Origin of the sequence: Chelatococcus sp. HY11 (assembly GCF_018398335.1) — a bacterium.
Classification (GTDB): Bacteria; Pseudomonadota; Alphaproteobacteria; order Rhizobiales; family Beijerinckiaceae; genus Chelatococcus.
In genome coordinates this window covers 1107218-1121279 of sequence record NZ_JAHBRX010000001.1, presented here as the reverse complement: position 1 = coordinate 1121279, position 14062 = coordinate 1107218, and the positions used below count along the sequence as shown (strand labels likewise).

At 61.3% G+C, this 14062-nt stretch carries 12 protein-coding genes; 7 read left to right on the top strand and 5 right to left on the bottom strand.

The window, feature by feature from the left end:
* Positions 1 to 40: 40 nt before the first annotated feature.
* Entirely contained in the window at positions 41 to 721 is a 681-nt protein-coding gene (locus tag KIO74_RS05310) for a cupin domain-containing protein (protein WP_213331035.1), read from the top strand.
* A gap of 97 nt (positions 722 to 818) precedes the next feature.
* A complete protein-coding gene (locus tag KIO74_RS05305; protein ID WP_213331034.1) occupies positions 819 to 1817 on the top strand; it encodes a dipeptidase in 999 nt (332 codons plus the stop codon).
* Between the two features lie 168 nt (positions 1818 to 1985).
* On the opposite strand, the gene KIO74_RS05300 is transcribed toward KIO74_RS05305, so the two are convergent.
* The 5 genes from KIO74_RS05300 to KIO74_RS05280 all read right to left on the bottom strand — a co-directional run bounded on the left by KIO74_RS05300 (position 1986) and on the right by KIO74_RS05280 (position 8212).
* Positions 1986 to 2990, bottom strand: coding sequence for a dipeptidase (locus KIO74_RS05300; RefSeq protein WP_213331033.1), 1005 nt, complete (start codon positions 2988 to 2990; stop codon positions 1986 to 1988).
* Positions 2991 to 3100: 110 nt separating this feature from the next.
* On the bottom strand, positions 3101 to 4615 hold the full coding sequence (locus tag KIO74_RS05295; protein ID WP_213331032.1) for an ABC transporter substrate-binding protein: 1515 nt from the start codon (positions 4613 to 4615) through the stop codon (positions 3101 to 3103).
* 279 nt (positions 4616 to 4894) lie between these two features.
* Positions 4895 to 5779 (bottom strand): carbohydrate ABC transporter permease, encoded by an 885-nt coding sequence (locus KIO74_RS05290; protein WP_213331031.1) that lies wholly within the window; start codon positions 5777 to 5779, stop codon positions 4895 to 4897.
* Positions 5776 to 6696: a carbohydrate ABC transporter permease gene (locus KIO74_RS05285; protein ID WP_213331030.1), complete on the bottom strand. Its 921-nt coding sequence runs from the start codon at positions 6694 to 6696 to the stop codon at positions 5776 to 5778. The genes KIO74_RS05290 and KIO74_RS05285 overlap by 4 nt, the downstream gene beginning before the upstream one ends.
* 271 nt (positions 6697 to 6967) lie before the next feature.
* Positions 6968 to 8212, bottom strand: coding sequence for an ABC transporter substrate-binding protein (locus KIO74_RS05280; protein ID WP_213331029.1), 1245 nt, complete (start codon positions 8210 to 8212; stop codon positions 6968 to 6970).
* A gap of 92 nt (positions 8213 to 8304) precedes the next feature.
* Here KIO74_RS05280 and KIO74_RS05275 point away from each other — a divergent pair, with 92 nt between their 5' ends.
* The 5 genes from KIO74_RS05275 to KIO74_RS05255 all read left to right on the top strand — a co-directional run bounded on the left by KIO74_RS05275 (position 8305) and on the right by KIO74_RS05255 (position 14052).
* On the top strand, positions 8305 to 9399 hold the full coding sequence (locus KIO74_RS05275; protein WP_213331028.1) for a GntR family transcriptional regulator: 1095 nt from the start codon (positions 8305 to 8307) through the stop codon (positions 9397 to 9399).
* 102 nt (positions 9400 to 9501) lie between these two features.
* Positions 9502 to 10563 carry a lactonase family protein gene (locus tag KIO74_RS05270; RefSeq protein WP_213331027.1) on the top strand — a complete coding sequence of 354 codons (1062 nt, stop codon included), beginning with the start codon at positions 9502 to 9504 and terminating at the stop codon, positions 10561 to 10563.
* A 64-nt stretch (positions 10564 to 10627) separates the two neighbouring features.
* Positions 10628 to 12157 carry an ABC transporter substrate-binding protein gene (locus KIO74_RS05265; protein WP_213331026.1) on the top strand — a complete coding sequence of 510 codons (1530 nt, stop codon included), beginning with the start codon at positions 10628 to 10630 and terminating at the stop codon, positions 12155 to 12157.
* 87 nt (positions 12158 to 12244) lie between these two features.
* Positions 12245 to 13186, top strand: coding sequence for an ABC transporter permease (locus KIO74_RS05260; protein WP_213331025.1), 942 nt, complete (start codon positions 12245 to 12247; stop codon positions 13184 to 13186).
* Positions 13186 to 14052, top strand: coding sequence for an ABC transporter permease (locus KIO74_RS05255; RefSeq protein WP_213331024.1), 867 nt, complete (start codon positions 13186 to 13188; stop codon positions 14050 to 14052). The genes KIO74_RS05260 and KIO74_RS05255 overlap by 1 nt, the downstream gene beginning before the upstream one ends.
* The last annotated feature ends 10 nt before the right edge of the window (positions 14053 to 14062 follow it).

Below are 14062 nucleotides of genomic sequence, written 5' to 3'. Positions count from 1 at the left end.
CTCCTCGGAAGTTAAATTATGACGAGCGTATCGTTATTTTTTGAATTTACAAAAGAAAATTTCACAAATATCGTGGTGTCATCCAATTCGTTATGAAGCATCGAAGGTAACCCCCATTCCAGCTCTCGCCAGCAATTCAGCCGCCCTGGACCGCGAAACCGACATCTCCGTCGGCGACCGCATCCGTCAGCTCCGTCTGGCGCGTGGTCGTTCACTGAAGGAGGTCGCGGAGCGTGCCGGGCTGTCGATCGCCCTCATCAGCCAGATCGAGCGAGGTCTTTCCTCCGCGTCCGTGCGCGTTCTCGCGCGGCTTGCCTATGGTCTCGACGTCGATATCGCTGATCTGTTCGAGCCGCCCTTCGATGAGGGGGACAGCGAACGCCCGATCGCGCGCGTCAAGGACCGCAAGCGCATCGAACTGGCGCAGACAGGCATCACGAAGGAATTGCTTACGCCTTTTCGCCGCACGCCGCGGTTGGACATCTACATGATGACCATCGAGCCCAACGGCAAATCTGGCGACGAGAGCTTTGTCCATGAGGGCGAGGAGGCCGGCGTCATCCTGGAGGGAAGCCTTGATTTCTTCGTTGATGGGCGGCGTTACGTACTGGGGCAGGGCGATTGCTTCAGGTTCGCCAGCCAACGTCCCCACAAATACTACAACGCGGGCCCGATTCCCACGAAAGTGATGTGGGTTCTGTTTCGCAGCGACGAAAAATAGCGCCGGGACGGCTGACAGTCGTCTGCGTTTCCAGCCGAAAATTGAGGCCCGACTGACACAGGCGCAGCGGCCTATCAAGAACAGAGGGAATCCAGAGGTGTCCGAAGTGTCCCACATCGTCATAGACGGCCTGAACTGCGCATCAATGAACCGCGACCAGATGGTGCGCACCCGTGAGGGGGGTATCACGGCGCTCAACTACACGTGTCTGCCGGTGCTCGGCGACCTGGTGACCTCCCTGACGCGTCTGCAGGCCGTGCGAGACACCATCGAGGCGATGCCTGAGATCGCCTTGATCGTGTCCTCGACCGCAGACATTCGCGCGGCCCACGAGACAGGCCGGGTTGGTGTCATCCTTGGCACGCAGAACTCCACGATGGTGGAGGCCGATGTCGCGCTGCTCGGTGCCTTCCGAACGCTCGGACTGCGCATCCTGCAGCCCACCTACAACGAACAGAATGCTTTCGGTTTTGGTTCTTCTTTCGACGCGAGCACCGATCTCGGCATCACCGATGCTGGGCACGCGTGGCTCGCCGAGATGCATAAGCAGCACCTCATCGTTGACCTGTCGCATTGCGGCCCGAAGACAACCGACGACTACCTGGCGGCTGCCAAGGAGCCTGTTGTCATCAGCCATTCCAACGCCTTTGCGCTTTGCCCCAACCCGCGCAACAAGTCTGACGATCAGGCGCGCGCGGTCGCCAAGACCGGCGGTCTCATCGGCGCGGTGCTGTGGTCGCCGCTCGTCAAGATCGAGACCCGGCCGACGCTCGACGACTACATCGACCATGTCGCGCATCTGGTGAAGGTCGCCGGTATCGAGCATGTGTCTTTCGCGACCGACCTTGTCGAGCCGCATCCCGATCCCGTGAAATGGGACAAGGCGGTCGGGCCGAACGGCGAATACCCGAACATCACCGGCATTCTCGGTGACTGGTATCGCTACGAGACCCGCCTCAATACCGGCTTTCAGTCGATGAGGGATACGCCCGGCATCTGGGAAGCTATGCGGCGGCGTGGCTTCAGTGCATCCGACATCGAGAAGATCGCCTCGGGCAACTGGCTGCGCGTGATGCGGGACATCTGGGGCGCGTGAGGTTCCCTTCTCCCCCAAGAAGGCGGAGCCGACCGACGCAGGATCCAGCCGGGCCAAAAGCCCGGCTGGATTTCTTTTGGAACAGGCGCGGGCTCGAGCCGGCTACCTTCACCTCAAACGCAAAGTGGAGGCGTGGCCGCCTCCACCCTCTTGCCGGTGGCCGTCGGATCAGCCGCCCCAGACTTCAGCGTAAACGCGCAGGAGATTGCCGCCCATGATCTTGTCGACATCCGATGCGCTGAATCCCTTGCGCTTGAGCGCTTCGCTCAGATGGGGCGTGTCGGCAAGGCTTTCGAAACCCTCGGTCATGCGACAGGTGAATGTGAACCAGGGGCCCATCACCCCCGTCACTTCCGGATACATGCCACGCGGCCCGAAGGATTTTTGCCACTGCTCTTCCGACGCGTAGGTTCCCTCGGACAGGTCGCTGCCAAAGGCCACATGATCGACGCCGATGAGATTGACGACATAGGCGACCTGTTCCGCCCAGTCATCGAGGGTCGGTCGCGTGGCGTGCCGGGTCATGGGCGGCCAGGGCGTCAGGCCGACGGTGCCGCCCGTGCGCGCCGCCGCGAGGATCAACGCGTCGGGAATGTTGCGGAGGCTGTCACATACCGCGCGCGCGTTGGAGTGGCTGAAGATCACCGGGCGCTTCGAGCGGGCGAGAACATCGGCGGCGGTGCGATAGCCCACATGCGATAGGTCGATCAGGATCCTGAGCTCGTTCATGAGCTCGACCCAACGCTCGCCCTTCTCGGTCAAGCCATCGTCTCCACCCTTGGCCAGCACGCCGCAGCCAAGGGTATTGCGCTCCATATAGGTCGGCTGGAGAATGCGGAAGCCGACGCGCTGCAGGATGCGGAGAAGCTCCAGATCCTCCTCGACCACGACCGAATTCTGCGCGCCGAGAATGATGGCGAGCTTGCCGGCGGCTTTTGCCGCCTTGATGTCGGCAACGCTGCGGGGAATGACGGCGATGTCGTTGTTCTCGGAAATGACCGCGAGGCTTCGCGCGAGCGCCGGCATGGCGGTGGCGAAATCGTGCGGCGGGCGGATCGCCGTCAGATTGATAGCCGTTACTCCGCCTTCCAGCGTGCGCAGCATCTGCTCACGGCTCACGCGCGCGCAATTCAAACCATCGACGACGATGGCATCAGATGACGATGATGGCATGATGTTCCTTGCACTCCCATAGTCGTTCGGAACAATCCGGACAGGCAAACTCTCGAAACCGAATTCTTCAAAAGCGCATTCTTCACGAGCGCATTCTTGGCACCGCAATATCAGGGCTTCAGCGCTACGCCGTAGAAGAAGAAACGCTGGTCGCCGCGGGGCTGAAAGCCTTCGAGCTTCTTCGACACGCCATAGAAGTCGTAACCACCGTAGAGGAAGACGATGGGTGCCTCTTCGTGCATGAGCTGCATGGCTTTGCGATAGATGGCGACGCGCTTGTCATGATCCGTCTCGCGCGCGCCCGCGTCGATCAAACTGTCGAGTTCCGCGTTGCGCATGTAGGAATAGCGCCAGGACGAGCGATATTGCGCGACCTGGAAGTCCGGGTCGTCAAGCGGTGCAAGCCCCAGAAAGGCCATCGGCTGGAGTTCACGGGCCCGGAGCTGGCGCAGGAACTCTCCCGCCTCGAGCGAGACCATCTTCGCGCGGACGCCGACCTTGGCCAGCATGCCGGCAATGGCCTCCGAGACCTCGCGGTCCTGCGCATAGCGGCCGGAGGGGAACTTGAAGACGATCTCGAAGCCATCGGGGTAACCGGCTTCGCGCAGAAGCGCTTTCGCCTTCTCCGGATCGTAGGGATAGTCTTTGAGCGATGGGTCGAAGCCGAGCTGTTCCTTGCGCAGCACCTGGCCGTTGAGCGGGAAGGCACGGCCGGCGAACAGGCTGTCGATGATGAGCTTCTTGTCCACGGCATAGTTCATGGCCTGGCGGACGCGCTTGTCCTTCAGGGGACTTGGATGCTCATCGAGCGACGACAGGATGAGCTGGAATATCCTGTAGCTTGGAACCTGCATCACCTCGCGGTCGGGCAGGCGCTCGATGTCGCCGATGGCGGTGATGGGAATGTTCGTGGCGATGTCGAACTCGCCGATCGTGAAACCGGCGACGCGGGCCGCATCATCCGGCACAGGGCGCCAGACAAGACGATCGATGCCTTGCGGGCCCTTGCCCCAGTATTGGGCATTGCGCTCCATCACGAGCTGGTTGTCCTTGACCCATTCCTTGAGAACGAAGGGCCCGGTACCAATCGGCTTCTGGCCGAAGGCGTCCAGCCCGACGCTCGACCAATAGGCTGGCGGCGTGACGTAGACCTGGGTCAGCATCAGCTCGAAGGGCGGGTAGGGGAATTTGGTATGCACGGCGACGGTCATATCGTCGAGCTTCTCGACGCGATCGACCGCCGCGGCATAGTTGGCATAAGCCGGAGCCTGCTTCGGATCGAGGAAAACCTTGAAGCTGTGGACCACAGCATCGGCGTTCAGCGGCTCACCATTGCTGAAGCTGACACCTTTGCGGATCGCCAGCTTCATGGTGGTTGGCGCGGTGAGCTCCCAGCTTTCGGCCAGGAGCGGTTCGGTCTTGCCGGTCGCGGGGTTGTTCCAGAGCAAAGGCTCGACGATCACACCGCCGGCGTTGAGATTGTCCGAGGCGGTCGTGCCGTTGGGCCACAGCGTCTGGGGATCGAAGCCCTGGGCCACGGTTACGGTTTTCGTCTGCGCCACGGCCACCGTCGATGATGCGACGAGGGCGAGCAGAATGAAGGCACGGCGCACAGCATGCAGCATGAAGCGAGCTCCCCTTCTGACGTCGCGCGGGCCCGGCCTTCTCGTTACTTAAATGAATGGGCTTAATGCCGGCGACCATGAAATTTTGAAGATGGTATTCGCAAAAATTGAAGTCGGAAAGGAATATTTCATGGACGGAAATGGGCACGCCGAGCCAGCAGCGGGGCCACGCCTGTATTTCAAGCGTTATTCTTTTTGGCGATCTTTGTTCGTTAAAAGAAACAGGCGCGGATGACCTTTGTCAGCCGCGCCCCGCGAACTCCTATGCCTTGTTATCTCTCAGCCCTTCACGGCACCCGAGGTCAGACCGGAGACGAGATAACGTTGGATAACAAGGAAGAAGGCGGCCGCCGGCAGGGCGAAAACGACGGAAGCAGCCATCATCTCATCCCATGCCACCGAATACTGGCTCTCGAAGGAGGTGAGGCCGACCGACAGCACCCAGTTGCTTTGCGTCGCGATCAATGTTCGCGCGAGAAAGAACTCATCCCAACCGGTTATGAATGAGAAGGCCGTCACCACGACGAGACCAGGGACCGCCAACGGCAGGGTCACCCGGTAGAAGGCGCCCATGCGGCTGCAGCCGTCGATCTGCGCCTGCTCCTCGAGGTCCGTGGGAATGCGGTCGAAGAAGCCCTTCATCAGCCAGGTCGCCAGCGGCAGAATGAAAGCTGCATCGGCGATCGCCAGGCCAATCAGGGTGTTGTAGAGGCCGAGTTGGCGAAAGATGACATAGAGCGGCACGACGATCAGCGTTGCGGGCAGCATCTGCGAGAACAGGATGAAGATCCCGAACGCCCCGGTCATCTTGCCGCGAAAGCGCGATAGGGCATAGCCGGCGTTGATCGCGACGATGGTACAGAAGATTGACGTCGCGGATGCGACGACAGCCGTGTTCGTCAGCCAGGTCAGGACTGGACGTTCTGTAAAGATCTTTTCATAGGCCTTCAGGGAGATGCTCCCGGGAATGATCCGCGGCGGCCATTCGAAGAGAGAGCCCGTGTCGAGGGATGATACCAGCATCCAATAGTAGGGAAAGATCACGATCCCGGCGCAGAGCAGGGTGAAGGCGAAGGCGGCCGCGCTCCTGAGAAGCGCGAGCCGCGAAGAACCTGCGACGGATGTCACGTCCATGGTCCTGGCGGAACTGACGAAGGATCTCATGGGGTCTCACTCCGGCGGGCGATCAGGAAGAAATAGACCAGGCTGAAGCAGAGCAGGATAACGAGCAGCACCGCGCCGACTGCGGCGGCGTAGCCGATGCGCTGGTATTGGAAGGCCACATTATAGGTGAGGATCGACAGGGTTTCTGTCGCGCGGGCCGGCCCGCCCCCTGTCATGGCATAGATCATCGTCACGCGGCGGAACGAATTGAGGATCAGGATCAGGATCAGAATGACATTGACGGCTCGCAGGCCCGGCAGAGTGACATGGATGAAGCGCCGGAAAACCCCGGCGCCGTCCATCATCGCGGCTTCATACTGTTCGTCGGGAATGGTTTGCAGACCGGCCAGCAGAATGAGCATCGCGAAAGGAAACTGCTGCCAACTCGTAACGAGAACGAGCGCCGGCATGGCGAGCCCGGCGCTGGTCAACCACGCGGCCGGTGCGCTGAGAATACCAGCTTCGACCAGAACATAGTTGATCACGCCATACTGGGCATCGAGCATCCAGACGAAGATCATGACCGCCACGACCTCGGGAATGGCCCAGGGCATGATGAACAGCGTGCGAATGAAGCCGCGGCCCGGAATTTTGCGATTGAGGAGCAGCGCGAAGCCTAGGCCGAGACAATAGGTGCAGACCATCGTCGCGATGCCGTAGGTGAAGGTCACCGTGACGGAATTCCAGAAGGCCGGGTCGCTCCCCAGGGCCACATAATTGGCGAGGCCGATGAACTGGCCCTCGCTGTACCGCAACAGCCGCGTGTTGAAAAAGCTGAGCGCAATGCCGCGCACGATGGGATAAAAGAGGAGCCCCGCCATGATGATCCCCGCTGGCAAAATGAGCCAGACAGGCATCCAGTCGAAAGGCGCCGCGCGCGACGGCTGAATGGCCACCGCCGATGGGTCCCGTTTCATGAATTGCTCGCAAATTGGTATTAAATTGGTATCATTCGATAATCCGGAGCGCGATGAGGCCGGACACTCATCTTCCGAATGGAAGCGGCGCGGGGGGCAGTGATTCGCTGTCCCCCGATCGCTGTTCGGCGCGCCCAGAGGGCGTGCGACCGCGCGTGAAGGCCGACAATCGCTGGACCGCAGCCATCGATCTGCGATTGCCGTCTAGCGCGGCATAGTCATCTAGGGGGGCCGACCGCCCGAAAGGGAAACTCAGCCGACTCCCCGCCTGTCAGCGGGTCTTCGCCCAGGTTTCAAGGGCCTTCTGGGCCTGGTTCAGGCCTTCCTCGACGGTCGCCGTGCCTGCATAGATCTTCGCGAGATGGTCGGACACGATCTGCCGGAACTCGGCCGCGTCGACTGCGTAGCCGGGCGGCGCGTAGCCCAACCCGCCGGGATATTTCGCCGCGATTTCAACCATCTGGCCAACCCATGGGTTCTTGGCGAGAAACTCCGGGCTGAGCTTCACGTCCGTGCCGGGAATTTGCAGCAGCTTCTCGACATAGGCGCGCTGGGCGGGTTCCGCATTGATGATTTCAAGATACTGACAAGCTTCCGCCTTGCGCTTCGAACCGGCCGGAATCGTGTAGTAGGCGCCGCCTGTGATCGCCGCATGGGTCGGCGTCGGCATGACCGTGAAGTCCACTTTCTTGACGAGATCCGGATTAGTGGTGCTGACCTGCCCAATGACCCAGGGCCCATCGAAAATGAAGGCGACCTTGCCTTCCGCGAACATGGTGCGGATCGCGTTGGCGTCGAGGCCCTTGGGGCTCAAGCCCTCGTCAAGAAAGCGCTTGGTCCATGAAACGCCCTTGATGGTCAGGGGATCGTTCGCGGTAATGGTTCCATCCGGCTTCGACCAGTCGCCGCCCAGCCCGATCACCCACTGCATGCTTTGCAGATAAGGGAAAAGCGCGTTCGACATGTTGTTGGGAAAGCCGTATCCCCACTGCCCGGTCTTTTCCTTGACCGCCTTGGCCGCGGCATGGAACTCCTCCGGCGTCGTCGGGACGCTCGTCACCCCGGCTTTCTCTAGGAGATCCTTGTTCACGATCATAGACTGGGGGCTCATGGTGAGCGGCACGCCGTAGGTTTTGCCATCCTTCTGCGCGAACTTGATCGAGGATAGAATCCTGTCCTTGTAGGACGATGCCGCGATGCAGTCGTCGAGTGGCGCCAGCACCCCCGCATCGATGAGCGGCGCGAGCATATTGGTGTAGGCAGGCATCAGGTCCGGTACGTCGCCCGCCGCGATCTGCGTGGTAATGACATTCTCGAAATTGGCCGGAGACAGAACTGTGGCTTCGACCTTCAGCCCGGGATTCTTGGCCTCGAACTCGGCCTTGCGCTCCTTGTGCCAGGCTCCGACCTGGCCCTCTTCCCACATCCAGCTCGGGTATTTGAATGCCTTGTCCTGTGCGAGGGCAGCCCCCGAGAGCGCCGCAAGGCAGCATACGCCAGCGATGATCGATTTCATAAAATCCCCCTTGTGACCGGTATTATCAAATCAGCTGTTGTTGTCTGATTGGCCTTCGTATAGAATACATGTTCTATGGAGAGACACAATCCATGACTTCAGATAAGACCGGACTGATGGAGCGCGCGCTGCGCGAGGCAATCGAGGAAGGGCGATATGGGCCCGGCCACTCGATTCCGTCCGAGCGGCAGCTTATGGAGGAGTATTCCCTGTCGCGCACCACCATCCGGCGGGCGATCGATGCGCTCGTCGATGCCGGCAGGCTGGAGCGCAGGCCCGGAAGTGGTACCTTCGTGGTAGACCGTTTGGCGAGCATACGCCCTGGCCAGATACCTCCCACGCGACTCGCGCTGATCATCCCGACCTTTTCCAGTCCGTTCTACGGCGAGATGATCGACGGCATGGAGCAGGAGGCGCGCAGCCGTGAACTCAAGGTCATGGCCAGCCAGTCCGAATATCGCTTCGAAACCGAAAGCGAGCAGCTCACCGAAGTCGCGAATGATCCAACGATCGGTGGGGCGGTCGTCGCGCCCGGCGCCATCGACCGGCCGACCAACGGAGCGCTCAGGGTCATCGAGGCGGGCAAACCGCTTGTCTATGTTGGTCGCTGGCCGAAGGGACTCAAGATCGACGCCATATCGACCGATTATCTGACAGCCGCCAAGCTCGCCGTGGAGCACCTCATCGCGCTCGGCCATCGGCGCATCGCCTATGTCGAGGGGGCGCCGCATTTCGACAATTTCTCGCCTTACAGCGGCTACAGCGAAGCGCTGAAGGACGCGCGAATTGCCCAGCATACCGAATTGGTGTGCCTGCCGGATCTTCCCTCGCAAGAGGCCGGGCATGCGGCGGTGACTGATCTCGTCCGCCGTGGCGTGGAGTTCACCGCCGTCTTCGCGCGCAATGACGTGACCGCTGTCGGCGTGATGCGGGCCTTGCGCGAGCGAGGGCTCAGCATTCCGCGCGATGTCTCCGTCGCCGCCATCAACAACAGCCTTCTCGCCCGTTCACTCGATCCACCCGTAACCACGGTCGATCCCTTTCCGTCGACGCTGGGCCGCCTCGCGCTCAAGCTCCTGCACGAAAGGGTCTCGGGACAATACGCCGGTCCCCCTATTCGCATCACGCTGGATCCGACGCTCAATGTGCGCGAGTCGAGCGGGCCACCGCCGCGGGGACGCCGATGACCCGTCCAGCGCTCGCAACGGGGATCAGAGGCGGCGGAGCGGCATCGCATCCCGCCGCGCCACAGGTAACGCGCGCCCGCCACGCGGACCGGGGAGGCGCCCATGACTGATTGCCATTTCCTGGTGGGCAGCTTCACGGAGAGCTATGCGGATTTTCGTGCGGCGGGGGAGGGGATTTCTCTCGTCCGGCTTGGCGAGGACGGACATCTCGCGCTCGTCGATCGCGTCGACGATCTGCCGAACCCGTCATACCTCAAGCCCATCGGGCCCAATCGTTGTCTCGCCACGCTGGAGGTCGACGACGCCCGGAGCGGTATCGCAACGATCGCGGCCGATCACGAGGCCGGGAGGCTCCATCTCCTTCATCGCCAGACGACCCCGGGGCAGGTTTTGTGTCACCTCGATGTCGACCCGACGGGCCAATGGCTCGCAGGAGCGTTCTACGGCAGCGGGCATGTCCTGACGCGCGCTGTCGATGCCGACGGCCGGGTCAGTGAAGCGGGAGGCATGGCGAAGCGCCATGGCCACAGCGTCCACCCGATACGCCAGACCATTCCGCATCCCCATGCGGTGCGCTTCTCACCGGATGGCAGCTGGATCGTCGTGCCCGACCTCGGCACCGACGAGGTTGCCAGTTACGCCTTCACGAATGGCGAACTCGCGTCGACGCCGTCATTCATCTGGCGCGCGCCAGCGGGAGCTGGACCGCGGCTCGTTCATTTCAGCAGGGACGGGCGCTATGTCCTGCTTGTTCATGAACTGACCAGCGAGGTCTCTTCCTTGAGTTTCCGCGGTGGCCGGCTTGAGGAAATTGCGCGTGTTTCGACCTTGCGCACGGCTTTTACTGGCGAAAACACCGCGGCGGGGCTGCATTGGCATCCCACTCGGAGTACCTTTGCCGTCTCGAACCGCGGCGCCCACGCCATCACGTTCTTCGAATTCGACGATGCGAGCGGCGCGATATCGCCTTGGTTCGATAGTCCAAGCGGCGGCGACAAGCCGCGTGACTTCGCTTTCTCACCGTGCGGACGCTGGGTCATCACAGCGAACCAGAACGATGACAGTGTCATGGTGTGGGATATCGACTGGCAAGAAGGGCGTGGCCGCTTCACAGGCTTCCAGATCAAAATAGGAACGCCAAGCTGCATTCGCTTTATGAAGTAAATAAGAATAAAAAAAATACATAAACGCATATTTTTAATAGAAATACGCAAAAAGGGGAGACGTGATGAATCGGAAATATCATTCCCTTCTGGCGGCGGCCTTGATCGCGCTTCCATTCTATTCAGGAAGTGCTACCGCTGAACCGAAACGTGGCGGTATTATCAACGTGGCGACCGTCGGCGAGCCACCGACACTCGATCCTATGGTCTCGACGGCCGATCTCGTCGGCATCGTTAGCCAGCATATCTTCGAGACGCTCTACACCTTCGGCAAGGACTGGAAGATCACGCCTCTCCTTGCCGAGGCGCTGCCCGACATATCGCCGGACGGCAAAGTCTACACGATCAAACTGCGTGACGGGATCGCCTTCCACGACGGAGGTACCATGACCTCCCGCGATGTTGCCGCGTCGCTCAAGCGCTGGATGGAAAATGCCTCTCGCGGCAAGCAAACCGCCGCCAATATCGCGTCGATCGAGCCTGTCGACGACTTGACCGTGAAGATCACGTTGAAGGAGGCCTACGCGCCACTGCTTGCCCTGCTGGCCTTCAACAATTCAGCGGCCATTGTCCTCAAGGCTGACAATCAGGCGGTTCCGCTGGCCAAGGTCGCGGGCACCGGGCCCTATGCCCTGAAAGAGCGTAAGGCGGACCAGTATATCCAGCTCACGCGCTTCGATGGATACACGTCCCGCACCGGCGAGGCCGATTTTTATGGTGGGGCGCGCAAGCAATATCTTGATGAGATCCGGTTTGTTCCGGTCCCGGATCCCAACACGCGCGTTGAAGGGGCCGTCGCCGGACAATTTGCCTATGCCGATTCCTTGCCGGTCGAGTCCTTCGATCGTCTGAAGACAGGCAAGTCGACCCCGGTCGTCCTGAAGTCCTTCGGCTGGCCCGTGTTCGTGATGAACACGAAGGAAGGCATCACGTCGAAGCTCGAGACGCGCCAGGCTGTCCAGGCCGCGCTCGATCCGAATGACATGCTCCTGGCCGCGTTCGGTTCCAAGGACTTCTACGAGGTCGATGGCGCGCTCTACCCAAAGGGCTTCATCTGGCATACCGAGGAGGGCACGAAGCTCTACAACCAGGCCAACCCCGAGAAGGCGAAGTCCTTGCTCGACAAGGCCGGCTACAAGGGCGAGCCGCTCGTCATCCTGACGAGCCGGCAATACGAATTCCACTACAAGATGGCGCAGGTGGCCAAGGCCTACCTCGAGCAGGCCGGCTTCAAGGTCGACATGCAGGTGGTGGACTGGGCGACGCTGACGCAGCGCCGGGCTGATCCGAAGCTGTGGAGCATCTATATCACGCACAGCCCGTTCCTGCCTGAACCGGCGCTGTCGAGCTATATGTCGGATGCCTCGCCAGGCTGGTGGTCTACCCCCGCGAAACAGGCGGCGATTGGCCCGTTCAATACGGCGGTCAATACCGATGAGCGTGTCAAATTGTTCGCCAAGGTGCAGGAAGCCGTCTTCGCTGAGGCTCCACTCTACAAGGTTGGCAATTTCAACGCGCTTTACGCACAGGCCCCGAACCTGAAGGGCGTCGAACCCGCCCCTTGGCCGTTCTTCTGGAACGCATCGCTGGACTGACGAAGCCCGGGCTGATCGTGCGCGATTGGCCCGGCCGGGGCCGCGTGGGGGAGACGCGGCCCCCCTCTCTCAGGATGGTGCAGGGTTATGGTTGGTTACATTCTCAATCGCTTTGTCGGCATGATCATCGTCATGTTCATCGTGGCGACGGTGGTGTTCGTCATCGTCCGTGTGACGCCCGGTGACCCGGCTGCCGTCATGCTCGGTCCTGACGCGACTGCCGCCGATATTGCCGCGCTGCGCATCCAACTCGGGCTCGACCGGCCTCTGCTGATCCAATATCTCGCTTTTCTCGAGCAGGTTGCGCGCGGTGATCTCGGCCGCTCGATCTTTCTGGACCAGCCGGTTCTGAGCGCGCTCGCTCAACGCGCCGAGCCCACCTTCTTCCTGACCCTTTTCGCCATCGTCATCGCCTGCGCGATCGCATTGCCCGTCGGTATCATGGCGGCGTGGAAGCGTGGCACATGGACGGACCAACTGGTGACAGCCGTGGCGATGCTGTCGGCCAGTATTCCGAGCTTTTGGCTCGGCCTCATCTTCATCCAGTTCTTCTCCGTGCGCATGGGCTGGTTTCCGACGTCCGGATATGGCGGGCCGGGGGAGAGCTTCGCGGGGCGCATGCAGCATCTCGTGCTGCCGGCGGTGACCCTCGGTATCATCAGCTCCGCCCTCATTACCCGCTTTACACGCACCAGCATGATCGAGGTGTTGTCGAGCGACTATATCCGCACGGCGCGCGCCAAGGGCGTCAGCCACATGAAGGTGCTGTTGCAGCATGCGCTGAAGAACGCGCTCATTCCGATCCTCACCGTCATCGGCCTGACGGCCGCCGTGCTGATCTCGGGCGCGGTTGTCACCGAGACGGTGTTCGGTCTGCCGGGGGTCGGCAATCTTGTGGTCTCGGCCGTGCTGCGCCGCGACTATCCGGTCATTCAGGGCGCATTGCTGATCGTCGCGGGCCTCTACGTCCTGCTGAATTTCATCATCGACATGCTCTATCTCGTCGTCGATCCGCGGGTGCGCTTCTGATGGCTACGATCGACACCCACACCTTCCCGACACGGCCATCGCTGCTCAGGCGCTCGATGCAGCGCAAGACAATGATCGTCGGCATCGCCGTGCTCGCGATCTTTGCGCTCGCGGGGGCTCTGGCGCCTTGGGTCACCCCCTATTCGCCCTCGCGTCTGTCCGTGGCCAACAGGCTGCTGCCGCCCTCGGACCTACACTTTTTCGGCACGGATGATTTCGGCCGGGATGTCTTCACGCGTGTCGTCTATTCCGCGCGAACCTCGTTGTTCGTTGGCTTCGCCGTCGTGGTCTTCTCGTCCGTCATCGGCGTCACGCTCGGGCTGCTGGCGGGCTTTTTCCGCAGGCTCGACCCGCCGATCTCACGGCTTCTCGATGCCATGATGTCGTTCCCCGATATCCTGCTGGCCATTTCGCTGGTCGCGGCGCTCGGGCCGACCCTGGTGAATGTCATCGTCGCGCTCGGCATCGTCTATGCGCCACGTCTGGCACGCATCGTGCGCGCCTCCACGCTGGTCATCCGCGAATTGCCCTATGTCGAAGCCGCGCGCGCCATCGGCGCTTCGACGCCGCACATCATGGTCATGCACGTGCTGCGCAACATCACGTCGCCGATTTTGGTCCAGGGGACGTTCATTTTTGCCAGCGCCATCCTCGCTGAGGCGGGCTTATCCTTCCTCGGTGTCGGCGTGTCGCCCGACGTGCCCACCTGGGGAACGATGATCAGCCTCGGCCGCCAGTACATGGACCAGGCTTGGTGGATCCTCTTGTTTCCGGGGTTGGCGGTCGTCATAGCGGTGCTCTCGCTGCAGCTCGTCGGGGATGGCCTGCGCGACCTGCTGGATCCACGTTTTTCCAAAGACTTATGATCACGCAAGG